Origin of the sequence: Microbacterium sp. BDGP8 (genome assembly GCF_029991045.1) — a bacterium.
Classification (GTDB): domain Bacteria; phylum Actinomycetota; class Actinomycetes; order Actinomycetales; family Microbacteriaceae; genus Microbacterium; species Microbacterium plantarum.
Genome location: NZ_CP120712.1, coordinates 3,024,139 through 3,047,807, shown reverse-complemented (window position 1 = coordinate 3,047,807; position 23,669 = coordinate 3,024,139). Strand labels below are relative to the sequence as shown.

Here is a 23,669-nt window from a genome sequence, read left to right as displayed (position 1 = left end):
CGGATAACGCGAGGTCGCGCGTCTTCTCGATCGTACGAGTTCAGCGCGCGGGCCGACCGGCGCTTGACGCCACGCCGGAATCCGTCATGGCGGCGTCGGCGCCGGTCATGACGGGGACCGGATCCGACAGCAGCGCGGCGAACGCGGTCTCGGCGGCGCCGACGAGCAGGCGGTCGTCTCCCAGCTCGGCGGTGCGCACGAGCGGCGCCGAGCCGGAGATCGTCTGACGGGCGACCGCGTCGGCGAAGCCGTCGACGTCGGTCTCGACGAGCGGCGCGAGGAAGCCGCCGAGGACGACGACAGCGGGATCGAGGACGTTGACCGCGCTTGCCACGGCGGACGCGAGGATGCGGCGCTGCCGATGCACCTCGGCGCGCGCCGCCGGATTCGCGGCGCCGTGGACCGCTGCCCGCAGCTCGGCGTCGTCCGCGCCGGGCAGCCCGAGCGAGGCGATCAGGCGGTGCCGGCTCACTTCGTCTTCGAGGGCGGCGCGTTCACCGGATCGCCGGTCCGCGGCATCCTCGAAGATCGCCGGATTGTGCCCGAACTCCCCCGCGAGGCCTCGCGCGCCGCCGACGAGTCCGCCGCCGACGACGAGCCCGCCGCCGATGCCGCTCGCTCCGCCGTTGAGGTAGATCACGTCGGCGACGCCGCGCGCGGCGCCGAAGAGGTACTCGGCGTGCGCGCCGTACGAGGCATCGTTGCCCACGGTCGTCGGGGTGCCCGTCGCGGCGCTGACGAGATCGGCGAGCGGGGCGTCCGTCCACCGCAGGTGCGGCGCGTGCACGACCAGGCCGGCAGCCGGGTCGACGAGCCCGGGGACGGCGATACCGACCCCGATGACCCTGGTCGTGGCGAGCGGCCCGCTGCGCCATTCCTCGATCGTCGCGGCGATCAGCGACGCCAGCGCGTGCGGCGTGATGAGGGTCGTCGTGAGCGCGCGGCGGCGCGCGTGGATCCGGCGGTCGAGGCCGACGGCGGCGAGTGTCACCGCATCGACCTCGGGGTTCACGGCGACGGCGACCACATCGGGGCGGGCCGTGATGACGGGGGACGGGCGCCCGATGCGACCCTCGGCAGCGCCGGCGGTCTCGGTGACGAGGCCCAGGCGCGCGAGCTCGGCGGTCAGCGCTCCGATGGTCGAGCGGTTGAGGCCGAGGTCCGCGGTGAGCGCGGCCCGCGAGATCGGACCGTCGCGGTGCACGGTGACGAGCATCCGGGCGAGGTTCACTCGCCGGACGAGTTCGGCGGTTCCGGGCGCGACACTCACGGCATCAGCCTACGAGAACACAGTTTGTTGACGTAATAGACAAACCGACCTACGCTGAGGTCGCAGCAATCGAAGCGAAGGAGCACGCATGCGCACCCCGACCCCGGCCGACAAGTTCACGTTCGGCCTCTGGACCATCGGCTACAACGGAACCGACCCGTTCGGCGGACCGACCCGGCCGCCCCTCGACGTCGTCCACGCCGTCGAGAAGCTCGCCGAGCTCGGGGCCGCGGGGCTGACGTTCCACGACGACGACCTGTTCGCCTTCGGGTCGAGCGAGAGCGAGCGGCAGACGCAGATCGATCGCCTCAAGGGCGCGCTCGCCGACACCGGCCTGACCGTGCCCATGGTGACCACCAACCTCTTCAGCGCCCCGGTCTTCAAGGACGGCGGCTTCACCTCGAACGACCGCGCGGTGCGGCGCTTCGCGATCCGCAAGGTGCTGCGTCAGATCGACCTCGGCGCCGAACTCGGCGCCGAGACCTTCGTCATGTGGGGCGGCCGCGAGGGTGCCGAGTACGACTCGGCGAAGGATGTCCGACAGGCGCTGGAGCGCTACCGCGAGGCCGTGAACTTCCTCGGCGATTACGTCGTCGAGAAGGGCTACAACCTGCGTTTCGCGATCGAGCCCAAGCCGAACGAGCCGCGCGGCGACATCCTGCTTCCGACCGTGGGTCACGCCCTCGCCTTCATCGAGTCGCTCGAGCGTCCCGAGCTCGTCGGCCTGAACCCCGAGGTTGGACACGAGCAGATGGCGGGCCTGAACTTCGCGGCCGGCATCGCGCAGGCGCTGTACCACGGCAAGCTCTTCCACATCGACCTCAACGGTCAGCGCGGCATCAAGTACGACCAGGACCTCGTCTTCGGTCACGGCGACCTGCACAATGCGTTCGCGCTCGTCGACCTGCTCGAGAACGGCGGCCCGAACGGCGGCCCCGCGTACGACGGACCCCGCCACTTCGACTACAAGCCGAGCCGCACCGAGGACGAGACCGGCGTCTGGGACTCCGCCGCCGCGAACATGCGCACCTACCTGCTGCTCAAGGAGCGGGCTGCGGCGTTCCGCGCCGACCCGGAGGTGCAGGAGGCGCTCGAAGCGGCGCGCGTTCCGGAGCTCGCCCAGCCGACCTTCGGCGAGGGTGAGACCTACGACGACTTCGTCGGTGACCGCTCGGCCTACGAGGACTTCGACGCCGACGCGTACCTCGGCGGCAAGGGCTTCGGCTTCGTCCGCCTGCAGCAGCTCGCGACCGAGCACCTGCTCGGCGCACGCTGACGCCGGCGCCGCGAGAGTCCCCTAACCCGAGAGAAGAGGATGCCGGCATGACGCTGGTCATGGGTGTCGACTCGTCGACCCAATCGTGCAAGGTCGTGATCGTCGACGCCGAGACCGGTCGGGTCGTCCGGGAGGGGCGTGCGCCCCACCCGGACGGCACGAGCGTCGACCCCGAGTCGTGGTGGACCGCCCTGCAGGAGGCGATCGAGCTCGCGGGCGGGATGGCGGACGTTCAGGCCTGGTCGATCGGCGGCCAGCAGCACGGCCTCGTCGCGCTCGACCAGCGGGGCGCCGTCGTGCGCGACGCGCTGCTGTGGAACGACACCCGTTCGGCGCAGGCGGCATCCGATCTCGTGGCCGAATACGGCGCCGACCGGCTCGCCGAGCGCACCGGACTCGTTCCGGTCGCCTCGTTCACCATCAGCAAGCTGCGGTGGTTGCGCGAGCACGAGCCGGAGAACGCCGCGCGGACCGCGGCGGTGGCCCTTCCGCACGACTGGCTGACCTGGCGCCTGCGCGGCTTCGGCCCGGTTTCCGACGGCACGGGCGGGGCCGCCGCGCTGGCCGAGCTCGTCACGGATCGTTCCGACGCCTCGGGAACCGGCTACTGGAGTGCGGTCACGGGCGAGTACGACCGGGAGCTGCTCGTAGCCGCTCTCGGGCACGACGCCGTGGTTCCGCGGGTCCTCGCCGCGGACGAGTGGGTCGAGGATCAGGGCGGACGCCGGGTCGCCGCGGGCGCCGGCGACAACGCGGCATCCGCTCTCGGTGTCGGCGCGGGCGTCGGCGACGTCGTCGTCTCGATAGGCACGTCCGGCACGGTCTTCGCCGTGAGCGAGACGCCCGCGGTCGATGCCACCGGGACCGTCGCGGGCTTCGCCTCGGCGGACGGGCACCACCTGCCGCTCGTATGCACGCTCAACGCCGCTCGCGTGCTCGACGTCGTCGCCGCCCTGCTGGGGGTCGACCACGACGGCCTGTCGCGCCTCGCGCTGTCGGCCGAGCCCGGGGCGGGAGGGCTGACGCTCGTGCCGTACTTCGAGGGCGAGCGCACGCCGAATCTGCCGGATGCGACGGCCTCGCTGACCGGGATGACGCTCGCCTCGACCACGCGGGAGAACCTCGCCCGTGCAGCGGTCGAGGGGATGCTGGCAGGCCTCGGCGCCGGACTGGACGCGCTGCGCGACCAGGGCGTGCCGCTGCGGCGCGTGCTGCTGGTCGGCGGGGGAGCGCGGTCGGCAGCCGTGCAGCAGATCGCCCCCGCGGTCTTCGGACTCGACGTCGAGGTGCCCGCGCCAGGCGAGTACGTCGCGCTCGGCGCGGCCGAGCAGGCCCGCCGCGTCGCCGCGGCGGGTGCCCGTTAGATCGCCTCAGACATGGTCGCGCCAGGAGTGCTTCGGCTCGTAGCCCAGAAGCCGCCGGGCTTTCTCGGTCGAGAAGAGCGACTCGTTCGTTCCGAGGTCGCCGCGGATCTCGACGCCGGGGAACACCTCGGCCACGAGCTCCGCGTTCGGGCGTGACATGACGGTGTCGGCGGCGGCGATGAGGAACCGATCGAAGCCGGCCGGTGCGTTCTCGAGCGCGCGCAGCACGGCCTGGGCGCCGTCGCGCGCGTCGATGTAGCTCCACACGTTCCACTTGCGACGCATCGGGTCGGCGTCGAACGACGGGAACTCGGCGTAGTCCTCGGGCACCATGACGTTCGAGAAGCGCAGTGCGGTGATCGAGAGGCCCGGGTGCCAGCGCACGAGCTCGATCGCGAGCTGCTCCTCGAGGTGCTTCACGAGCGAGTACACCGACTCGGGGCGCGCGGGATACTCCTCGTCGACGGGGATGTACGGCGGCGGCACGTCGAACGGCAGCCCCTGCACCGTCTCGCTCGAGGCGTAGACGACGCGGTCGATGCCGAGTCGCGTCGCGGCGTGGAAGACGTTGAAGGTCGCCGCCATGTTGTTGTGGAACGTCGCGATGTCGGGACGGATCCCGGGAGCGGGCACCGCGCCGAGATGCACGATCGCGTCGACGCCGTCGTGGCGATCGCCGACCGAGCCGAAAGCGTCGACGACCTGGCCGTAGTCGGTCAGATCGATCTGCACGAACGCGGGCCCGCGTGTGCCGATCACGTCGAAGCCGATGACCTCGTGCCCCGCCGCCGTGAGTTCACGAGCGACGACCGTGCCGAGTTTTCCCGATGATCCCGTCAGTGCGATCCGCATGGGAACAGCGTCGCACACGGATGCCCACCCCGGGGCGGCTAGGCTCGATCCTCATGGCTGCCGGGGCGACGATCCACACGTTCGATGCGACGCTCGCCGACGTCGACCGAGGCGTGTACGAGTCGTTCGCGCTGCGCGTCGCGCGGCATCCTTCCGAGACCGACGCCTTCATGCTGACCCGGTTGCTGGCGTACTGCCTCGAGTACGAGGAGGGCATCGACTTCACCGAGGGGATCGCCGCGAAGGACGAACCCGCCGTGCTCGTGCGCGACCTGACCGGATCGATCGTCGCTTGGATCGAGGTGGGGGCGCCGGATGCCTCGCGGCTGCACCTCGGGAGCAAGCAGGCCGACCGCGTCGCGGTCTACACCCAGCGCAACCCCGGCCCCATCGTGGCCGCGTGGGCGGGGAAGAAGATCCACCGCGTCTCGGAGATCGCCCTTCACAGCTTCGAGCCGGGCTTCATCGACACGCTCGTCTCGGCGCTCGACCGCCGCAACACCGTGACGGTCTCGGTCACCGAGCGCCACCTCTACGTCGAACTCAACGGCGTCACCGCCGAGTCCGACGTCATCACTCAGCCCGCGGGCTGAATGCCTGCCTCACCGGGAGCCTCCGGCGCAGCGGAGGAGGTTGGGGCCTCGGACACGAAGACGTCGACTCCGGCATCGGTGAGGACGAACTGCAGCGCCGTGCCGACGGGATAGCGCTCGAGGAGCTCCTCGGGCTGATCGTCCCAGACGATGAAGGAGACGGCCGCGGGGAACGCGCCGGCCGAGCAGCCCTGATACGACGATCCGCTGACGGAGCCGTCGCCCTGGTCGTCGTCGATGCGCGCGACCGACAGGCAGATGTTGTCCCCTCCCCGCCAGATGTCCGTGGTGCGGAATACCGACAGGCCGAGAAACTTCTCGAACGACCCCGCATCGACCCCGTCGCCATACGGGCGCATGAAATCGGGGATCTCCTCGCCCGTCGGCAGCAGCGTCGTGACGTGCGAGACTCCCGCGTCCGGCGGCAGCGCGGTCGCGGTCGAGGCGCTGCGGGCCGTGGCGAACGCGGTGATCCCGACCGAGACGACCGCCACCGCGACGAGCGAACCGGCCCAGATGAGCAGCGGGCGCAGCCGTCGCGCGCGGGGAGCCGTCGGCCCCGCGTCGTCATCCCGGGACTCGTCGGTCTGCGACTCGTCAGCCCGCGGATCGTCGGATCGGGGCGTAGCCAGGTCGGGGATCCCGTCGATGATCGGCGGACGCACGGGCTCCGGATCGGGTTCAGGCGCGTGCGCGTGCGGCAGCCGGTCTTCGCGTTCGCGCGCCTCCAGCTCCGCCAGCCGAGCCAGGGCGGCGGGATCGTCGGCGATGTCGCCGCCCGGCGCGTAGGCGCGGACGCGGAGGGCCCGGAGCTCCGCGGCAACTCCCTCGTCCATCCCTGCATCGTGACATATTCCGCGGGTCGTGGGGGCGGCGAACCTCACCGGTTTCGTCGACTGACGCGCCGCGCTCCGTTAGCATTCCAGCCATGGCACCCCTGCGCGCCCCGGTGCGCCTGGATCGCCCACGTCTCCTCTCGGCGCTCGCATCGCCGGCGCCCCTGGTTGCCCTGCTCGGGCCGGACGGGGCGGGGGCGAGCACTCTGCTCCGGCAGTTCGCGGAGGGGCGTCGCGACGTCACGTGGGCCGGAGACGGGCGGATACCGGACGAGGTCTCACGCACGCTCATCATCGATGACGGCGACTCCCTCTCTCCCGGCGCATGGGAACGACTGCGACAGCTGCGAGCTACCAGGCCCGACCTGATCGTGCGTCTCGCCGTGAGGAGCGCCCGCGCTGTGCCCCTGGCCTGGGACGTGGAGTGGGTGCGCGATCTCGCGTTCACCCTCGACGAGACGATCGCCTACGTCGCCGCGCGCGGCTCCCACCTGGATCCTCGCGCGGTGCAGGCGGCGACGGGTGGGCTGCCGGCGGCCGTCGTCGCGGTCGTCGAGGCGAACGTCACCGACCCCGCGGCGGTCCAGCTCGTGCTGGCGCGGCTGGCGCCGCATCCGCTTCCTGCCACGTCGGCGGCGCTGGCCGTGCCCGAGTTCCTCACCCCCCGGCTGGCTGCACAGCTCGGCGGAGGCGACGACGTCATCGAACGGGCCGAACGGACGGGGCACGGCGAATGGCGCACCGACGACGGGACGCTGATCTTCGCCCTCACGGCGCCGATACGAGCCGCCACGCTCGCCGCCGCGCCCATCGCAGCGGAGGACCAGCGCGCCATCCGTCATCGGGCCGCCCGTGCGCTCCTTCAGGAGGGGGCGGGGCTGGGGGCGGTCGTCGAAGGCGCGGCGGCCGACGCGCTCGACATCGTCGATGCTGCGCTGCGCCGCGACGGGCTCAAGCTGCTCTGGGGAAACGGCGCGCGCATCGCAGCAGCCCTCCGTCCGATCCCGTTGCTGCAGCTGCGTCGCTGGCCCGTCATCGCCCTCGCCCAGGCACTCATCCTCAACGCCCGCCGGGAGCACCGGGTACGCGCGGCCGAGCTGCTCGGCGTCGCGCTGCTCGGTGTGCAGACGGGGCAGAGCGAACCGGCCGACCGTGCGCTGCTGCGGATCATCGAGTCGGTCGCCCGCCGCCTCACCGGGGTCGGAGACCGTGGTGTTCGAGCCGCACGTCTGGCCGCGCAGACCCTCGACGAACTGCCTCCCGACGACCTCGAGCAGCTGCGCGGACTGCGGGGCGACCTCCACGCGCACGCGGCGATCAGCCTGCTGTACGGGGGGGACGACCGAGCCGCGGGCGATCAGTTCGAGCAGGCGCTCGCCACGGCGACCCGGCCCAGCGTCGAACTCCTCGCTTACGGCGGGTTGGCCCTCATCCAGGCGAGCGCCGGTGAGCTCCCGGCCGCGCAGAGCTGGGTCGAGCAAACGCTCGCGCGCCCCTGGCCTGACGACATCCTCGACGAGTATCAGGGCAGTCTGCTGCGGATCGCCGAGAGCCGGCTGGCGCTCGAACGCGGCGATGCCGCCGCAGCAGAGGCCGCCGTCGCGACCATCTGGCCGATCATCGACACCATCGAGCACTGGCCGGCGCTCGGCGCCGCGCGCGCATGGGCCGACATCTCGGCGGGGCGCCCCGTCGAAGGCCTCGAGCGGCTGCGGTCGCTGCGGTCGCGACGTGGCAGGAGGATGTCGGCGAGCTCGCCGGCCGCACGCATGCTCGACGCCACCGAGAGCATGCTCGCTCTCGCCGCGGCGGATCTCGCGTCAGCGCGACGCCTCGCGTCACGCCCGTCGGACCGCGCCGAGGTCGTGCTCGCCGCGGCGCGGGTCGCGGTCTTCGATCGGCAGCACGAGCGCGCTCTCAAGCTTCTCAACGCTGTCATGACGCGCACACCTCGGCAGCGGACCGAGGCAGCCGCGCTGGAGGCGATCCTGCTCCACCGTCTCGGTCGCGTCGACGAGGCTCGAGCGCTCGCCGGCCGCGCGGGAGCCCTCGCCCGCACCTACGGGTTGCGCACCCCGTTCCTCATCCTTCCCGCCGCCGAGCACGACCTGTTCCAGGGTGACGTCGACGACCTGCCCGCTCCGGTCACGATCGCGGGCGTCGCCCCGCAGCTCACGACGCGAGAGAGCATCGTCGCTCGTCACCTCGTCGACACGGCGAACATGGAAGAGATCGCCGCGCGCCTTCACGTCTCCATCAACACCGTGAAGTCGCAGCGACGCTCCCTCTATCGCAAGCTCGGCGCCTCGTCGCGTGAGGAGGCCATCGCCGCCGCCCTCGCTTACGGCCTTCTGGCGGGGGCCGATCCGACCCGGGCGATGATCGCGGTCGATGACAGCGCGGCCAGCGCCGCGAGGACGAAGAGGACACCGTAGGAGCCCGAGCCGAGGATCAGCACGAGCCCGGCCAGGGCGGGGGCGAGCGTCTGCGGCACGATGGTCGCCAGACCCAGCAGACCGAGGTCTCGTCCCGAATCGTCCCGTGACGGCAGGACGTCGATCATCAGGGCCAGGTCAGCGGCCAGATACACGCCGCGTGCCGCACCGCCCACCACGGCGAACGCCACGAGCCCTGCGACGTTCGGGGCGGCGACGGGGATCAGCAGGGATGCCGCAAGGACGGCGCTCGCCGCCACGACCCAGGGGACCCGGCGCCGGATCCAGAGTGCCCCGGCGAGCGAGCCGCAGATCAGGCTGACGATGTGGAGACCGATGACGAGGCTCGCGGTCCGGCCGGCTTCCTCGACCGACGCGCCCGTGAAGTCCATCACGATATAGAGCAGATACCCCATCACCAGCTGGTGACCCAGCACCAGGGCGAATCGGGCTGAGAAGACGAGCCGGAGGTCGCGCGACGCCCAGGCCTCACGGGCCGGGACGCGTGTCGTGGTCCCTGCGCTGGACCGGTCGGGGTTGGCCACCACGAACCCGACCGACGCGACGAGCAGTCCGGCCGCCAGGGCCAGGTACACCGCGTGCGGCGCCGCGACTCCCAGCCCGGCACCCGCCGCGCCGGCAGCGAGTCCGCCGGCGGCCCCCATCCCGAAGAACGCCGCCGCTCGGGGCCGCCGCGAAGGCTCCACCCGATCCGCGAGCACAGCATCGAGCGGAGCCTCCACGACGTTGAGCAGCGGTTGCAGCACGAGCCACCCGAGCACCACGGCCCCTGCCGACTCGGCGTATCCCAGCGCCACCATGACGGCGGCGCTGCCCGCTGCCCCCGCGACGATCCACGGCGCTCGTCGGCCCCGCCATGAGCGTGTGCGGTCGGAGGCCGCTCCCGCCAGCGGATGGACGACGAGCGTGAGCAGCGACGACGCGGTGAGCGCGACGGCGAGGATGGCGTCCTTGTTCGCGGCATCCGCTCTCGCGATCTGGGCCGGGACGAGCACGCCCGCCACAGCTCCGTAGACGGCGTTCAGCGCGAGCGCGGCCAGGAGCAGCGACCAGAGGAGCCGGGTGTGCACCAGAGCATTCTGGTGCGCGACGGCGGGTCACGGCGAAGCGGGGATGAAATCCGAGGTGAAGTTCGCCGTCATCGCGCGTCGCCAGCGCGCCGGGGCCGCCAGGGTCGAGCGCGATGCGCGTTCGCTGCGCTCGCACAGTCGCTGCCCGAGCAGCTGTGCCCCCGACCCGAAGGATGACCGTGAAAGACCTGCGTCCAGATTCACCGCCGCCGCGACGACGTCGCGCCCGTCACGCTGCGAGAGGCCTGCTCGCCGCGGCCCTGTCGTCGGCCCTCGCTCTCGGCGGATCCGTCGCCGCTCAGGCCGTCGAGTCGGACGTGCCGCCGTCGACGAATCCGCCGCTGAGCGAACGCTGCGACATGAGCATCGCGATCAGCGTCGACCTGTCCAACTCCGTGATGGACGCGCAGCTCGCGCAGACCCGCTCCGAGCTCGCCGGGCTGGCGCAGGCCCTGGAGGGGTACCCGCTCGCGCTCGCCGTTCACAACTTCGCCTCGAACGCGCCGGCGACCACGGGCGCCGCGAACGCGCCGCTGCCCCTGACCTCGCTCGCCGATGAGGCCGGAGTCGCCGCCGTCAGCACGTACGTCAACGGCATCCAGCGTCCGGCCAGCGCTCAGGGCGGCACGAACTGGGACCGCGGATTCGCCGCCGTCACCGCGTCGCCGGAAGACTATGACGCGCTCATCTTCCTCACGGACGGCAACCCGACTCAGTACGGCAGCCCGGCGCGCGGACCCGGCAACAGCACCGACCGCGCCGTCATGGACGCCTCGGTCCGCAGCGCGAACGACCTGAAGGCGACGGGCACCCGGATCGTGCCGATCGGTGTGAGCGACAACCTCTCCGGCCAGGCGCTCGCCGACTTCCGCGAGCACATCCGCCAGGTCTCCGGGCCGGCGGAGGGCTCCGATTACTACATCGCCGGCTTCTCCGCGCTGCAGCGCACGCTGATCGACATCGTCAACGAGAACTGCGTCTCGATCGCGCTGGAGAAGACCGGTGTGCTCGCAGACGGCGATCGCGGAGTCGCCGGAGACACGGTCGACTACGCCTTCACAATCACGAACGACGGCGGCGTGACGCTGACCGATGTGACGCTCACCGACCCCAAGCCGGGCTTGTCGTCGATCCGCTTCGGCGCATGGCCGGGCGCCCCCGGCGTGCTCGACCCCGGCCAGTCGGTGCCGGCGACCGCGACGTACACGGTGACGGATGCCGATGTCGCCGCGGGCAGCATCGAGAACGTCGCGACCGCGACCGGGACGCCACCCGCCGGTGCCCCCGTGTCGGATGAGGCGCCCGCGCTGGTCGCACTGCCCGACCCGGTTCCCGCGATCTCGCTCGAGAAGACCGGTGCCCTGGTCGGCGACGCGATCGCATACACCTTCACCGCGACCAACACCGGCGACGTGACGCTGACGGACGTGTCGATCACCGACGCCCTGCCGGGCCTGTCCGGCATCTCGTACGGTGCGTGGCCGGGGGCCTCGGGCGTGCTTGCTCCGGGTCAGTCGGTCATCGCGACCGCGACGTACGCGCTGACGCAGGCCGACCGTGACGCGGGTCTCGTCGAGAACACGGCTACCGTGGTCGGCACGCCGCCGACGGGCGATGCCGTGACCGACGAGGACGAGTTCGACCTGCCTCTCCCGCCGAACGCCGGCATCTCGCTGGTGAAGACGGGAGTCCTCGACGGCGACGCGATTTCGTACGAGTTCCGTGCCACGAACACCGGCGACGTGACGCTCTCCGGTGTGTCGATCACCGACGCCCTGCCGGGCCTGTCCGGCATCTCGTACGGTGCGTGGCCGGGGGCCTCGGGCGTGCTGGCCCCGGGCCAGTCGGTCATCGCGACCGCGACGTACGCGCTGACGCAGGCCGACCGTGACGCGGGCATCGTCGAGAACACGGCCACCGTGGTCGGCACGCCGCCGACGGGCGGCCCCGTCACCGACGAGGACGAGTTCGATGCGCCCGTGCCGCAGGCACCCGGCATCCTGCTCGAGAAGACCGGCGCGCTCGAGGGCGACATCGCGACCTACACCTTCGTCGTCCGAAACGCCGGCGATGTCACCCTCCGCGACGTGTCCGTCACCGATGCCCTCCCGGGTCTGTCAGCCGTCGCCTACGGTTCCTGGCCGGACACCGCGGGCGTGCTGGCCCCGGGCCAGTCGGTCACCGCGACGGCGACGTACACGCTGACGCAGGCCGACCGTGACGCGGGGCTCGTCGACAACACCGCCACCGCGACGGGCACCCCGCCGACCGGTGACCCGGTCACCCACGAGGACGAGTTCGAGTTGCCGGTTCCGCAGGCTCCCGGCATCGCCCTCGTCAAGACGGGTGTCCTGGAGGGAGGCGAGCTGACCTACTCGTTCACCGCGACCAACACCGGCGACGTGACGCTGACGGACGTCGCGATCGTCGACGAGCTGCCGGGTCTCTCCGAGCTCTCGTACGGTGACTGGCCTGCTTCGGCCGGTGTGCTCGCCCCGGGCGAGTCGGTGACGGCGACAGCGACCTACACGCCGACGCAGGCCGACCGCGATGCCGGCCTCGTCGAGAACACCGCATCCGTCACCGGCACGCCGCCGGCCGGCGATCCGGTGACCGACGAGGACGAGTTCGACCAGCCGCTCCCGCAGGGGCCCGCCATCGAGCTGACGAAGAGCGGGGAGCTCGACGGCGACCGCATCCGCTACACCTTCACGGTGACGAACACCGGTGACGTGACGCTGCGCGACGTCGCGATCCAGGACGGGCTCCGCGGCCTGTCGGAGATCGCGTTCGGCGCCTGGCCCGGAGCGCAGTACGTGCTCGCGCCCGGAGAGTCGGTGACGGCGACCGCCGTGTACACGGTGACCGCGAGCGATCGCGTGGCCGGTGAAGTGATCAACACCGCCACCGTCACGGCGACCCCGCCGGCCGGCGACCCGGTGACCGATGACGACACCGTGCGCACCGCGGTGGGCGCGCTCGCCGCGACCGGTGCCGGGAGCGAGCAGCTGATGCGGCTCGCCCTCTTCGGCGGTCTGACGATCGCTCTCGGCGCGGCAGCCGTGATGCTGCGACGCCGGACGCGGGCCTGACAGCCGCCGAGGCCCCCGCGACGCACCCGACGTCGTGGGGGCCTCGGCCTGTGTCAAGCGTTCAGCGCATCCCGAGCGGATGCCGCTATTTTTATGCGATGACGCATCGAGCCTCGAAGGCCTCCGATTCCGACAGTCCCGGCGCCCGGGTGACCCCGGGCGCGCCACGTCCCGCGAGCGAGGCCCGCCGGTGAACGGCGACCTGCTCCTCAACATCGTCCTCGTCGTCGTCTTCGTGCTCATCGGTGGCGTGTTCGCCGCCACCGAGATGGCGCTCGTCACGCTGCGCGAGAGCCAGGTCAACGCGCTCGCCCTGCGCGGCAAGCGGGGTGAGAAGGTCGCCGCGCTGGCGCGGAACCCCAACACCTTCCTGTCGGCCGTCCAGATCGGTGTGACGGTCGCGGGCTTCGCTTCGGCGGCGTACGGCGCCTCGTCGATCGCGCCCTCGCTCGCTCCGCTGCTGGTCTCGTGGGGGCTGTCCGAGGCGGCTGCGATGACGGTGGCGACCATCGTCCTGACGCTGATCATCGCCTACCTCTCGCTCGTGCTGGGCGAGCTGGTGCCCAAGCGCCTCGCCATCCAGCGCAACGCCGCCTTCGCCTACGGCGTCGCGCCGGTGCTCAACGGATTCGCGAAGCTCATGCGCCCGGTGATCTGGCTGCTCTCGCTCTCGACCAACCTTCTCGTGCGGCTGTTGGGCGGTGACCCGAACAAGACCGGCGAGGAGCTGAGCGACGAGGAGCTCCGCGACATCGTGTCGAGCCACGAGGGGCTCCCCGAGGACGAGCGGCGCATCCTCGACGACGTGCTGTCGCTGCGCGACCGTCAGCTGAGCGAGGTGATGCGTCCGCGCCCTGAGGTGGTGTCATTGCCGGGCGGCGAGACCGTGGGTGCCGCGGCCGCGCTCGTGCGCGATCTGCCCTACTCGCGCTACCCGATCATCGATCAGACGATCGACGATGTTGCCGGGTTCGTGCACGTGCGCGACGTGCTGGATGCCGCGGGCACTGACGACGCGCAGCCGCTCCAGTCCATCGTGCGGCCGATCCGGTACTTCCCCTCGACCGCACGCCTCCTGCCGACACTCACCTCGATGCGGGCGGAGGGCAGCCAGATCGCGGTCGTCGTCGACGAGTACGGCGGCACCGACGGCATCGTGACGCTCGAGGATCTCGTCGAGGAGGTCGTCGGCGAGATCGTCGACGAGTACGACACCGAGGTCATGCCGCATCCGCTTTCGGGCGACGGCGGACCCGTCGACGGGCGGCTGAACCTGCAGGACTTCGAGGAGGCCACCGGCATCTCGATCCCGCGCGGGACGTCCGACACCGTCGCCGGGTTCGTGATCGAGCAGCTCGGGCGCCTCGCGAGGGTCGGCGACCGCATCGAGGTCGACGGCGCGACGATCGAGGTGACGCGGTTGGACCGTCGTCGCATCGCCGAGCTCCATGTTGCGCGCGCGTCGACGGAGGGTCCCGCGGTCGAACCTGCCGAAGGGTAAACTGGGGGTCGGTGCGTCGGGAAGTCTGGTCGACATGTCCGTCGGCGACTGCCGACGGAGGATCGAAAGGCTCCTCGCATGTACGACGCTCTTCCCCGCCGAGCCCGGCTGCGCCGCTGGCTGTCCCGTGAAACGACGGGCGGAGCACTTCTGCTCGGTGCTGCAGCGCTCGCCCTGATCTGGGCCAATTCGCCGCTCGCTGCCTCGTATGCGGCGCTGTCGGAGTTCACGATCGGGCCCGAGGTTCTGCACCTGAACCTCTCGCTGTCGACCTGGGCCGCGGACGGTCTGCTCGCGCTGTTCTTCTTCGTCGTCGGTGTCGAGCTGAAGCACGAGTTCGTCGCGGGCAGTCTGCGCCGCCCGCGCGAGGCCGCGGTGCCGGTGCTCGCGGCCGTCGGGGGGATGCTGCTCCCCGCGATCCTCTTCACCGTCGTGATCCTCGTCTCGGGCGACACCGACGCGCTGCGCGGGTGGGCGATCCCGACCGCGACCGACATCGCCTTCGCGCTGGCGGTGCTGGCGATCTTCGGCCGGGGGCTCCCGCCGGGGCTGCGCACGTTCCTGGTGACGCTCGCCGTCGTCGATGATCTGCTCGCGATCCTGATCATCGCGATCTTCTACACCGCGACGATCCACATCGTGGCACTCGTGGTGGCGCTCGCGACCGCGGCGGTGTTCGCCGTCGTCGTCCGGCAGCGGTGGGCCCGGTGGTGGGTACTGCTGCCGCTCGGACTCGTCGTGTGGGGCTTCCTCCACGCGTCCGGGGTCCACGCAACGATGGCCGGGGTGCTGCTCGGGTTCGCCGTCCCGGCCCGCCCGGTGCACGGCGAGAGCGTGGCGCGCACCGACACGTACGACGACCTGGTGCGCCCCTTCTCCTCGGGTATCGCGCTCCCGGTCTTCGCGTTCTTCGCCGCCGGGGTGAGCGTGGTCGGAACCAGCGACCCCCTGGCGGTCGTCGCGCAGCCCGTCGTCCTCGCCATCGTCGTCGGTCTGGTCTTTGGCAAGGCTGCGGGGGTGCTCGGGACGACCGCGCTCGTCACGCGCGTCACGCCGCTGCGCCTGCCCGGCGGTGTCGGGATGCGTGACCTCCTGCCCATCGGTCTGCTGTGCGGCATCGGGTTCACGGTGTCGCTGCTCATCACCGGCCTGTCGTTCGCCGACGGCGTCCACACCGACGGCGCTCGCCTCGGCGTGCTCCTCGGAACGCTGCTGTCGGCCGCGGGGGCCGCCGTGCTGCTCAGCAGGAGCGCTCGTCGGGCCCGGGCAGAGGCCGGCGCGCCCGCCGCGCACACGATCGACGGCGAAGGCCCCGCGCTCGGCTACGACCGGGACGAGTGAGCGGTGGCGGCCAGTGACCGGCCGCGTCGTGCGTGTTTCGGATCATCCCGTCTCACGGATGGGCCATCGAGTCAATCCCTGCGCGCGCCACGTGCACACACCCCTGAGCACGTTTTAGGATGCCGAAGTGCCCGAAGTCCCGACGCCCACGCATTACTGGTATCCGTCGGACTCTGATGATCCCGGCACTCCCCGCGAGCGCGGCATCGCCGTTCTGCAGGCTTTCCGCCTCTACCGCGCCGCCGAAGCCGCCATGCGGCGGCGGACCCGCGACTCGATGTCGATGGGTGAGAACGAGCTGCTCGTCCTCCGCTACCTCATCAAGGCGCAGGGCGAGGGCCGTCTCGTCGGGCCGACCGAACTCGCCCGCTACCTCGGTATCTCGACCGCTTCGACGACGGCCCTGATCGATCGGCTGCAGAAGTCGGGCCACGTCGTCCGCCAGGCGCATCCGAGCGATCGGCGCAGTGTCCACGTCGTGGCCACCGAGAAGTCGGACGACGAGGTGCGGGCGACGCTCGGGAGGATGCACGAGCGCATGATCGCCGCTGTCGACGGAATGACCGTCGACGAGGCGCGAGCCGTGATCGCGTGCCTCGGACGCCTCCAGCAGGCCGTCGACGAGGTCGACGCTCACGCCCATGACCCACGGGCAGAGCAGGCGCGCAGCGACCGCTCCTGACAGGTAGCTAGTCAGCGGAGAAAGCCCGCGAATTGACATTCGTCAGGCGGGGAACCGCATGACACGATGGGAACATGTGTTCCCTCCCGGTGACCCCGATCGAGGAGCGTTTCACCATCGAAGGGCAGGTGGTGACGTCGTTCTCGGGCGTCGTCTCGCGCCTGGCCGCCGCGCACCCGTCGCTCGCCGTCGTGGACGTCGAGCGCGTGGTCCTGCGGGAGTGGGAGGCCTTCAGCGCCAGCCGCCCCGTGGTCGTCCCCATCGGCGTCGAAGAGGGTGCGGCCGAGATGCTCGCGGTCGAGACCTCGGCTCAGATCGACGGTTAGCGGATCACGCGCCCGCGGTCCGTCGTTTATCGGACCGTCCGTTGCGCGTTAGGCTCACTGCGTGGGCCGATTCATCTACGACACGCTGGGGAACTCCGTCGAGATCGACGACCGTACTCTGGCACACCTGCGCATCGTCATCATGAACAAGCTGCGCCGTTCCGAGCCGTTCATGTTCGACATCGATCTGCCCCGCGGGGGTGAGCGTCGCAGCTACTGGATCCACCCGTCCGTGCCGCTGCAGTTCCATTTCTCGGGCAGCAGGCAGCCGCGGATCAACCGGCATTGGGTCGAGGAGCTCATGCAGGTGGCGAGCGGCCCGGCGGGACTCTCCATCGTTCCCGAGCCCGTGGACGACGGCGCACCCGAAGTCGGCTGACGTCGCCTGAGGCAGACCGCTCAGGCAGACCGCCGGCGGCACACAGCCCGTCAGGCAGTCGTGTCGCTTCCGGACGGTGCGACCGTGTCGGGGTCGTCCAGATGCTCGGCGACGATCATGATGCCGCCGGACGAGTTGGCCGAGTTCGCCATCTCCTCGACCCACTCGCGGCTGAGCGTCGTCGGCTCGGGGTCGTCGAAAGCGAATCGGAGCGGGATCGAGGGGTGCAGCCAGATCGTGCTTCGCCCGGTGGGCTCGCCGTCGGGGTGTCGCCACGAGAGCGTGAAGCTCTCTCCGCGCCGCAGCTTCGTGGCGATGACCACCTTGAGGTGCGCCAGCGTGCGGTCTTCGATGTGGATCGGCGATGCGCCGTCTCCGTAGTAGATGGTGCCCACGACACCACATTAAACCGCCGCGAGACGAACCCCAATCTTGTTGTCAAGGCCTCGACGCTCCGTGGATAGCGGAGAAAAGTTGAAGTCGATGACGATCGATCCCCGCCCCGATGACGAGCTCGAGCCGAGAGGTGCCGGCCCGCTCGACGACGATGTGTTCGCGGATCTCCCGGCCTTCGATGTCGTCGACGGCGAGCTGATGCCGCGCGCTCCGAAGCGCCGTCAGTGACAATGGCGGGATGACGGCGAACGGCGCGCGGACCGGCGGCAGCGGGGATGACGGGTTCGACGCGGTGGCCGCGGAGCTGCTCGTCGTGCCGCCGGGAGACTTCGTCGCGGCCCGTAACGCTCGTGCGGCCGAGGCTTCCGGGGCGCTCGGCTCCCGCATCCGGGGTCTGCGCAAGCCGACGGTGGCAGCGTGGGCGGTCAATCTGCTGGCCCACGACCCCTCGTTCCGTGAGGCGCTCGAACTGTCCACCGCGTTGCGCGAAGCTCAGGACGACCTCGACGCGGCGGAACTCGCCCGGCTCGGCAAACAACGGCGTGCCCTCGTCGCGGCGCTCGCGCGGCGGTCCGCCGACCTGGCTGACGACGCCGGGGTCTCGCTGTCAGCGGCGGCCCGTGACGAGGTGGAGCGGACCGTCAACTCGGCGATCGTCGATGCTGCGGCGGGGGCCGTGGTGGCGGCCGGCCGGCTGGTGCGTACGCTCGAACCGGGCGCGCTCGACTCGGACGCGCTGACGGACCGCGTCGCCGGTTCGATACCCGGCGTTCCCGACGCGCCCGACAGGCCGCGTGACGACCTCGCCGAGCGCCGCGCTCGACGCGAGGCCGAGAAGCGGAGGCGTGAGGCGCAGCGCGAGGCGAGCGAGGCCGGTCGCGTGCTGGCACGAGCGGAGGAGCGTCGCTCGAGCGCCCGGGAACGGGCTGACAGGCTGCACGAGCGGGCCGACGAGCTCCGGCGAGACCTCGCGCGGGTGTCCGAGGATGCCGAGCGGGCCGACGCCGCCGTCGACGAGCTCGACGACGTGGTCGCGTCGGCGCGGGAGGCGCTGGCGGCGGCGGAGCGCAAGGTGCGCGCGGCCGACGACGACGGTCAATAGCATCGAAGGATGCCGGATGCTGCGACCGAACTGATCTCCGACGCCCGCCGTCGGCTGGTCGGTGTTCCCCGCGAGCGTCTCGGCGTCCGGAGTGAGGGGCGCCGCCTGCTCGGTTTCGGCCGCGCCGCCCGCATCCTGCCGGTCGGGGATGCGTGGCATCTCGGTGTTCTGCTCATCACCGACGACGAGGTGTTCGCGACCGGCGAGCTGCTGCGAGCCCGGGCCGAGGCGATCCGCGGGTACACCGCCGAGGCGCAGCGTGCCCGCTCCGAGCGCGCAGCGGCGGCGTTCCGCGGTGGCTTCGCCGAAGGCGAGCCGGTGCATCTGGACTGGTCGCCGATCGATCTCGACGTCGTCGATGCGGGCGGGGCTTCGGGTCCGCTCGCGCGCAGCGACGACGGTGTCGTGACCGTCGCGTTCGCGGCGGGCGCCCGGATGCCGCTGGCCGCCTACCTCGACGACCGGATCGCGCTGCTGCCCTGAGGCGTTCTCGGGGCCCCCGGGCAGCAGCGCGGCACAGCCTCAGTCGTCCGACTTGCCTCCCGTCGCGCGCAGGCGCCGCGCTTCCGCGCGCTCCTCGGCCTCTTGCTTCGCGGTCTTCTCGATCCGGGTGGTGTCGCGCGGCGGCAGCTGAATCGTCTCCTCCGCCGGCATCCCGGCCTGCAGTTCGCGTCCGCGCTCGAGCTCGGCGTCGAACTCGGCGCCGAACAGCAGTGCGAGGTTCGTGATCCACAGCCACAGCAGGAAGATGATCACGCCCGCGAACGACCCGTAGGTGCGCTCGTAGTTGGAGAAGTTCGCGACGTAGATGCCGAAGCCCGCGGTCGCGATGGCGAGCACGACGATGGCGATGACGGCGCCCGCGCTGATCCAGCGGAAACGCGGCTGCTTGGCGTTGGGCCCGAAGTAGTAGAGCACGGCGACGAGCAGGATGACGATGAAGGCGAGCACGGGCCATTTGGCGATCTGCCAGATGAGCACGGCGGTGCTGCCCAGGCCGATCGCGTCGCCGATGGCCTCGGCCACGGGGCCGGAGACGACGAGAAGGACGAGCGCGACGACGACGAGCGCGACCGCGAGAAGCGTCACGCCGAGCTGCTGCGGCTTGAGCTTGAGGAACGGTCGGCCCTCGTCGATCTCCCAGATGCGGTTCATGGCGCGGCTGAACGCCCCGACGTAACCCGAGGCCGACCACAGCGCCAGAACGATGCCGGAGACGAGGGCGAAGCCCGCTGCAGGGGAGCCCGCGATCTCCTCGATCGGCCCGCGCAGAGTCTCGGCGGCGCCTCCGGGCGCGATCTGTCCGACGATGTCGAGCACCGCATCGGCGGCCTGCTGTCCCTGTCCGATGACGCCGAGGAGCGAGAACACGGCGAGGAGTGCGGGGAACGCCGAAAGCACGGCGTAGTAGGTCAGGCCGGCCGCGAGGTCGGGGCACTGGTCACGGCTGAACTCGCGGATAGTCCGCTTGAGCACGTGTTTCCACGAGGGCTTCTCGACATCGGTGATGGAGTCCGGCTTCGCGGGGTGCTCGGGGTCGGGTCCGTCGGTTCTCTGATTGCTCATGTCTCTCCTGGGGGATCGTGCACGCGGGGGTGATCGGCGCCGCGGGGGGAACGCGACCGTGCACCGGGCCGACGACGACGGCCGCCCCGGTGCACGGTTCGTGCAGCGCTCGCGCTGCGGGGGATGTCAGCTGCCGCTGACGTTGTCGCGAGCCTCCTGGGCGCGATCGGTGACGGTGCCGACCCCGTCCTGGGCGTCGCTCTTGACGTGGGAGACCGCCTCGGAAGCCGTCTCCTTCACCGCTGCCGCGGCATCCCGCACCGGCTCCTTCAGGTCGGAGCCGACCTGCTGGGCGACGCTCTTGGCTTCCTCGACGAGGGGCTGCGCCTGCTCCTTGACGTCGGCCGCGATGCCCTTCTCCTTGCTGGATGCGGGGATGAGCGAGGCGACGAGCAGACCGCCGGCGAAGGCCATCAGCCCGACGGCGAGAGGGTTGCCCTCCGCCTTCGCGCCTACCTTGTGGGCAGCTCCGGACACGCCACCGGCGACGGAGGACCCGGCGTCGTGCAGCGACGAGCCGGCGTCATCGGCCGCGCCCATCACCCGGTCACGGACGGATCCGAGAGCGCCTTTGATTTTGTCGGTCTGACGATGGGCGATCTTCGAGGGCGTCACCTTGTCGACGAGGGCGTCGGTGTCTTGGCTCAGCTCGCGACGCTTGCGCTCGATGTCGGCGCGGATCGCTTCCGGTGAATCGGTCATCGGTTCTCCTCATTTCTCTTCAATGCGTCGGGGATCTTGCCCAGGGTCTCGGCTGTCTGCGGGGCGCCCTGGACCTGCGCGAGCTGCTTGCGCCCGAGGGCGTAGAGCACGGCCGCGATGACGCCCCAGATGACGGCGACGATGACGGCCGACCAGCCGAGCCCGACCAGGTGGCCGAGGGCCCACCAGAGCGCGATCGACAGGAAGAAGATCGCCATGAGCGCCGCGTATCCCGCGCCGCCCAGCATTCCGGCGCCCTTGCCCGCGCGCGTTCCCGACTGCTTCAGCTCGGCTTTGGCCAGGTTGATCTCCTGGCGCATCAGCTCCGACAGGTCGCGCGTGACCTCGCCCAGCAGGTCGCCGAGCGACGTGTTCGCCGCCTGCTGCTCGGAGGGCGTGGGGTTATCGGTCATCTCGGCGCTCCCCGATGCCCTCGGTGTACGGCTCGTCGGCGGTCCGGCCGACGGAGCTGTCGTACAGCGGGGTGGGCTCGACAGCGTCCGGAGCGATCGGCTCGTCGAGCGGAGCTCCGACGGGAGCGTTCGACGGGGCCGACGGCGCTGCGGGGATGTCGGTGGCTGCGAATCCCGGCGTGCCGATCGGCGCGTCGAGCGGAGCGTTCACCGGCGCGGGGGACGGTGCCGACGGCGCCGAGGGCACTCCGCCGACAGTCGTTCCGGTCGCCCCGGAGGCGGGGGCGGAGTCATGCTCCTCCTTCGCGCTCTCGGTGAGGGCGCGGGTGAGGCGACCAGCGACGACGCCCGCGATCAACGCTCCCGCGATGAACACGCCAGGCTTGCGTCGGGCGAAGCTCTTCACTTCGCTCACTAGCGAGCCCGGGTCGCGCTGCGACAGCCAGTCCGACGCGCCGCTCACGCGGGTCGACACCTGGCGCACCAGGTCGGTGGCGATGCCGGGGTTCTCGGAGTTCTGCGCCAGAGAATCCAGTTCGTCGCCGATGGACCGCAGCCCGTCGGCGACACGCTGCTGCTGAGACGCCGCCTGCTCGGTGAGCTGCTGCTTCGTCTGCGCATAGACCTGCTTCGCCTGAGACTTCGCCTCCGACGCGACACCCGCTGCTTCCTGCTTGGCCGTCTCGACGACGTGCCCGGCCTCGGCCTTTGCGGCGCCCGCGACCTCTCCGGCTTCGTGCTTCGCCGTCTCCGCCGTTCCCGACCCTGATCCTGCCTGCGAGCCGGACGTCGGCTCACCATAGTTCTGCGACATCGGTTCTCCTCTCGGTACCGCTTGCGTTCGTGGGGTGCCGATGTAACGCCTCTTCCCCTCGTCTTGCCCCGGGGCTTGACGACGGCGAAGCGCTGTGGGATGGTCGCGCCTTCTGTACCGGCGCTGCGCGAAACGGATCCGAATCCGGGCCCCGGGGCAGGCTCGGGCGCACCTTCTGGCGCGCGGGCGCGCGTTTCGGCGCGCGCTGGATCAGAACGGTGGGCGCCCCGGATCGGGTGGGTCTGTGATCGTGGTGGCGACGGTGAAGGCGACGAGTGGTGGTGGTGCGTCTTCGCGGTAGATCCGTCCGGTCGGTGAGGTCCAGATCAGCCTTCCGCCGGGGAGTTGTCGTACTCGCCATCGGGTGTGGTGTTTGACGTCGTGGTGTCTCTTGCAGAGGTTGGCGAGGTTGCACACGTGCGTGGCGCCGCCGTCGGATGCGGCGATGGTGTGGTCGAGTTCGCAGCGGATGGCGGGTTGGCGGCATCCGGGGAACCGGCAGTGCCGATCGCGGGCTCGCAGCAGCCGCACCATCCCTGCGGTGGGCCGGTAGGTGTCGCACTCGAGGACGGTTCCGGTGACGGGGTGGGTGAGCAGCCGATCCCACGAGGTCGCGTTGCCGGCGAGTTCGCGTGCGGTGGCGGCGTCGATGGGCGAGCGTCCGGCCAGGTCAGCCGGCCCCTCGTCCTGACCCATCAGCGTGAGGGCCGATACGGCGACCTGCACGTGAGCGCGGATCGCTCCCAGAGTCCCGTTGCCGTCACCGGTGCCGGTGGGATCGAGGGCGGGCGTCCCCGCCAGCAAGAGGTCGGAGAACACATCGGCACGGACCTGATCGATCGTGCGGGCATCGTCGACGAACGACGACCCGTCGCCCTCCGCGCTCTCAGCTTCGCTATCCACCTCGGAGCCCGCCGCACTCTCGCCAGCCGCGTCAGCCTGGGCCCGGGCGTTGATAATCTCCCGGGCCTGCCGGGTCAGCCGGTCCACGATCCCGTCGGCGATCACGGTGGGCAGTGTCGCGATGAGATCCGACATTCCGTCTGGCCCGGCCTGCACCCACACGCACCGCCCCGCGGCGGCGTCTTCGTGCCGCTCGGTGAACGTCCGCGGGTGCATCCGCTCGGCGATCATCCGCAGCGCCTCGCGCACCCGGTTGGGCGTCTCGCCCTCGCACCGCTCGACCGCAACCCGCTCGAACTCCGCCCGCTCCGCCACGGGCACGATGCACCCGACCTCCTGAATGGCCCGCACATGCCCGCGCACGATGCGCCCCGCCTCCCACGCGGCCATCGTCACCGGGTAGTTCTCGACCAGATCGCGCGCCTCGTCGATGCGCCGCTGCAGGGTCCGGTCGGTCGCGACGAACACTCCGGCAAGTTCCGCGGCGATGCCCCGCAACGCCATCTCGCGCGCCTTGACCTTCTCCGATGCCCCAGCAGCCTGCTTCTCCGCGAGCACGCCAGCTGCCGCGAGCACCCGAACCTCACGGATCTGCGCCGCCCGCGCAGCATCCGCCGCCCCCTCCGCATCCGCGACGAGCTGAGCGAGGGTGTCGACATCGCCGTCGCTGCCCATCCCGCCGCCAAGCCCGTCATTCGAATACATGTTCTAATGTTGCCACGGACCCCCGACATC

General features: G+C 71.1%; 23 protein-coding genes. 13 read left to right on the top strand and 10 right to left on the bottom strand.

Features of this window, described 5'->3' with window-relative positions:
* Window positions 1–40: 40 nt before the first annotated feature.
* Window positions 41–1,270 (bottom strand): ROK family protein, encoded by a 1,230-nt coding sequence (locus P6897_RS14640; RefSeq protein ID WP_282501601.1) that lies wholly within the window; start codon window positions 1,268–1,270, stop codon window positions 41–43.
* Window positions 1,271–1,358: 88 nt separating this feature from the next.
* On the opposite strand from P6897_RS14640, the gene xylA reads away from it, so the two are divergent.
* Both xylA and xylB read left to right on the top strand, forming a co-directional pair.
* On the top strand, window positions 1,359–2,546 hold the full coding sequence (gene xylA, locus P6897_RS14635) for a xylose isomerase (protein WP_114588790.1): 1,188 nt from the start codon (window positions 1,359–1,361) through the stop codon (window positions 2,544–2,546).
* 47 nt (window positions 2,547–2,593) lie between these two features.
* Complete coding sequence (gene xylB / locus P6897_RS14630; protein ID WP_282501599.1) at window positions 2,594–3,910, top strand: xylulokinase; 1,317 nt, start codon at window positions 2,594–2,596, stop codon at window positions 3,908–3,910.
* A gap of 6 nt (window positions 3,911–3,916) precedes the next feature.
* Here the strand turns inward: xylB and P6897_RS14625 are convergent, their stop codons facing one another.
* The gene (locus P6897_RS14625) at window positions 3,917–4,762 is read right to left on the bottom strand and encodes an NAD(P)-dependent oxidoreductase (RefSeq protein WP_274179276.1); all 846 of its coding nucleotides are present in this window, start codon (window positions 4,760–4,762) and stop codon (window positions 3,917–3,919) included.
* Between the two features lie 53 nt (window positions 4,763–4,815).
* On the opposite strand from P6897_RS14625, the gene P6897_RS14620 reads away from it, so the two are divergent.
* Entirely contained in the window at window positions 4,816–5,355 is a 540-nt protein-coding gene (locus P6897_RS14620) for a YaeQ family protein (RefSeq protein ID WP_269268216.1), read from the top strand.
* Here the strand turns inward: P6897_RS14620 and P6897_RS14615 are convergent.
* Complete coding sequence (locus P6897_RS14615) at window positions 5,340–6,191, bottom strand: hypothetical protein (RefSeq protein ID WP_282501598.1); 852 nt, start codon at window positions 6,189–6,191, stop codon at window positions 5,340–5,342. The two genes, P6897_RS14620 and P6897_RS14615, sit on opposite strands and share 16 nt — an antisense overlap.
* A 92-nt stretch (window positions 6,192–6,283) precedes the next feature.
* Here P6897_RS14615 and P6897_RS14610 point away from each other — a divergent pair, with 92 nt between their 5' ends.
* Complete coding sequence (locus P6897_RS14610; RefSeq protein ID WP_282501597.1) at window positions 6,284–8,626, top strand: helix-turn-helix transcriptional regulator; 2,343 nt, start codon at window positions 6,284–6,286, stop codon at window positions 8,624–8,626.
* Here P6897_RS14610 and P6897_RS14605 read toward each other — a convergent pair.
* Window positions 8,533–9,717 (bottom strand): MFS transporter, encoded by a 1,185-nt coding sequence (locus P6897_RS14605; protein WP_274179273.1) that lies wholly within the window; start codon window positions 9,715–9,717, stop codon window positions 8,533–8,535. The two genes, P6897_RS14610 and P6897_RS14605, sit on opposite strands and share 94 nt — an antisense overlap.
* Window positions 9,718–9,896: 179 nt before the next feature.
* Between P6897_RS14605 and P6897_RS14600 the strand changes: the two genes are divergently transcribed.
* From P6897_RS14600 to P6897_RS14575, 6 genes are all read left to right on the top strand, one after another.
* Window positions 9,897–12,809: a hypothetical protein gene (locus tag P6897_RS14600; protein ID WP_282501595.1), complete on the top strand. Its 2,913-nt coding sequence runs from the start codon at window positions 9,897–9,899 to the stop codon at window positions 12,807–12,809.
* A 190-nt stretch (window positions 12,810–12,999) separates the two neighbouring features.
* Window positions 13,000–14,310: a hemolysin family protein gene (locus tag P6897_RS14595; RefSeq protein ID WP_274179271.1), complete on the top strand. Its 1,311-nt coding sequence runs from the start codon at window positions 13,000–13,002 to the stop codon at window positions 14,308–14,310.
* A 78-nt stretch (window positions 14,311–14,388) separates the two neighbouring features.
* A complete protein-coding gene (gene nhaA, locus P6897_RS14590) occupies window positions 14,389–15,651 on the top strand; it encodes a Na+/H+ antiporter NhaA (RefSeq protein WP_282501594.1) in 1,263 nt (420 codons plus the stop codon).
* A gap of 127 nt (window positions 15,652–15,778) precedes the next feature.
* A complete protein-coding gene (locus P6897_RS14585; RefSeq protein ID WP_240309765.1) occupies window positions 15,779–16,333 on the top strand; it encodes a MarR family transcriptional regulator in 555 nt (184 codons plus the stop codon).
* 74 nt (window positions 16,334–16,407) lie between these two features.
* Entirely contained in the window at window positions 16,408–16,659 is a 252-nt protein-coding gene (locus P6897_RS14580) for a hypothetical protein (protein WP_269268212.1), read from the top strand.
* A gap of 61 nt (window positions 16,660–16,720) precedes the next feature.
* Window positions 16,721–17,038, top strand: coding sequence for an ATP-dependent DNA ligase (locus P6897_RS14575; protein WP_112617734.1), 318 nt, complete (start codon window positions 16,721–16,723; stop codon window positions 17,036–17,038).
* Window positions 17,039–17,088: 50 nt separating this feature from the next.
* On the opposite strand, the gene P6897_RS14570 is transcribed toward P6897_RS14575, so the two are convergent.
* Window positions 17,089–17,433, bottom strand: coding sequence for a hypothetical protein (locus P6897_RS14570; RefSeq protein WP_112617735.1), 345 nt, complete (start codon window positions 17,431–17,433; stop codon window positions 17,089–17,091).
* A gap of 88 nt (window positions 17,434–17,521) precedes the next feature.
* Between P6897_RS14570 and P6897_RS14565 the strand changes: the two genes are divergently transcribed.
* Genes P6897_RS14565 through P6897_RS14555 form a run of 3 tightly spaced genes read left to right on the top strand, consistent with a single transcriptional unit; the run spans window position 17,522 to window position 19,019 of the window.
* Window positions 17,522–17,662 carry a hypothetical protein gene (locus P6897_RS14565; RefSeq protein ID WP_162815491.1) on the top strand — a complete coding sequence of 47 codons (141 nt, stop codon included), beginning with the start codon at window positions 17,522–17,524 and terminating at the stop codon, window positions 17,660–17,662.
* A gap of 10 nt (window positions 17,663–17,672) precedes the next feature.
* The gene (locus P6897_RS14560) at window positions 17,673–18,536 is read left to right on the top strand and encodes a transposase (RefSeq protein ID WP_282501593.1); all 864 of its coding nucleotides are present in this window, start codon (window positions 17,673–17,675) and stop codon (window positions 18,534–18,536) included.
* A gap of 9 nt (window positions 18,537–18,545) precedes the next feature.
* Entirely contained in the window at window positions 18,546–19,019 is a 474-nt protein-coding gene (locus P6897_RS14555; protein ID WP_282501591.1) for a glutaminase, read from the top strand.
* Window positions 19,020–19,058: 39 nt separating this feature from the next.
* On the opposite strand, the gene P6897_RS14550 is transcribed toward P6897_RS14555, so the two are convergent.
* The 5 genes from P6897_RS14550 to P6897_RS14530 all read right to left on the bottom strand — a co-directional run bounded on the left by P6897_RS14550 (window position 19,059) and on the right by P6897_RS14530 (window position 23,639).
* On the bottom strand, window positions 19,059–20,102 hold the full coding sequence (locus P6897_RS14550) for a YihY/virulence factor BrkB family protein (protein ID WP_282501590.1): 1,044 nt from the start codon (window positions 20,100–20,102) through the stop codon (window positions 19,059–19,061).
* Window positions 20,103–20,228: 126 nt separating this feature from the next.
* Complete coding sequence (locus P6897_RS14545; protein WP_282501588.1) at window positions 20,229–20,804, bottom strand: DUF3618 domain-containing protein; 576 nt, start codon at window positions 20,802–20,804, stop codon at window positions 20,229–20,231.
* Window positions 20,801–21,217, bottom strand: coding sequence for a phage holin family protein (locus P6897_RS14540; RefSeq protein WP_112617740.1), 417 nt, complete (start codon window positions 21,215–21,217; stop codon window positions 20,801–20,803). Before P6897_RS14540 ends, P6897_RS14545 begins: the two co-directional genes overlap by 4 nt.
* Entirely contained in the window at window positions 21,207–22,031 is an 825-nt protein-coding gene (locus P6897_RS14535) for a hypothetical protein (protein WP_282501587.1), read from the bottom strand. Before P6897_RS14535 ends, P6897_RS14540 begins: the two co-directional genes overlap by 11 nt.
* Window positions 22,032–22,241: 210 nt before the next feature.
* Window positions 22,242–23,639 (bottom strand): HNH endonuclease signature motif containing protein, encoded by a 1,398-nt coding sequence (locus P6897_RS14530; protein WP_282501586.1) that lies wholly within the window; start codon window positions 23,637–23,639, stop codon window positions 22,242–22,244.
* Between the last annotated feature and the right edge of the window lie 30 nt (window positions 23,640–23,669).

Excerpts from the sequence above, each read along its gene's own strand:
- P6897_RS14560 (WP_282501593.1), top strand. The coding sequence starts at position 17,673 with ATGACGGCGAACGGCGCGCGGACCGGCGGCAGCGGGGATGACGGGTTC.
- nhaA (WP_282501594.1), top strand. The coding sequence starts at position 14,389 with ATGTACGACGCTCTTCCCCGCCGAGCCCGGCTGCGCCGCTGGCTGTCC.
- P6897_RS14625 (WP_274179276.1), bottom strand. The coding sequence starts at position 4,762 with ATGCGGATCGCACTGACGGGATCATCGGGAAAACTCGGCACGGTCGTC.
- P6897_RS14545 (WP_282501588.1), bottom strand. The coding sequence starts at position 20,804 with ATGACCGATTCACCGGAAGCGATCCGCGCCGACATCGAGCGCAAGCGT.
- P6897_RS14550 (WP_282501590.1), bottom strand. The coding sequence starts at position 20,102 with ATGAGCAATCAGAGAACCGACGGACCCGACCCCGAGCACCCCGCGAAG.
- xylB (WP_282501599.1), top strand. The coding sequence starts at position 2,594 with ATGACGCTGGTCATGGGTGTCGACTCGTCGACCCAATCGTGCAAGGTC.
- P6897_RS14580 (WP_269268212.1), top strand. The coding sequence starts at position 16,408 with ATGTGTTCCCTCCCGGTGACCCCGATCGAGGAGCGTTTCACCATCGAA.
- xylA (WP_114588790.1), top strand. The coding sequence starts at position 1,359 with ATGCGCACCCCGACCCCGGCCGACAAGTTCACGTTCGGCCTCTGGACC.
- P6897_RS14610 (WP_282501597.1), top strand. The coding sequence starts at position 6,284 with ATGGCACCCCTGCGCGCCCCGGTGCGCCTGGATCGCCCACGTCTCCTC.
- P6897_RS14540 (WP_112617740.1), bottom strand. The coding sequence starts at position 21,217 with ATGACCGATAACCCCACGCCCTCCGAGCAGCAGGCGGCGAACACGTCG.
- P6897_RS14620 (WP_269268216.1), top strand. The coding sequence starts at position 4,816 with ATGGCTGCCGGGGCGACGATCCACACGTTCGATGCGACGCTCGCCGAC.
- P6897_RS14565 (WP_162815491.1), top strand. The coding sequence starts at position 17,522 with ATGACGATCGATCCCCGCCCCGATGACGAGCTCGAGCCGAGAGGTGCC.
- P6897_RS14555 (WP_282501591.1), top strand. The coding sequence starts at position 18,546 with ATGCCGGATGCTGCGACCGAACTGATCTCCGACGCCCGCCGTCGGCTG.
- P6897_RS14535 (WP_282501587.1), bottom strand. The coding sequence starts at position 22,031 with ATGTCGCAGAACTATGGTGAGCCGACGTCCGGCTCGCAGGCAGGATCA.
- P6897_RS14615 (WP_282501598.1), bottom strand. The coding sequence starts at position 6,191 with ATGGACGAGGGAGTTGCCGCGGAGCTCCGGGCCCTCCGCGTCCGCGCC.
- P6897_RS14530 (WP_282501586.1), bottom strand. The coding sequence starts at position 23,639 with ATGTATTCGAATGACGGGCTTGGCGGCGGGATGGGCAGCGACGGCGAT.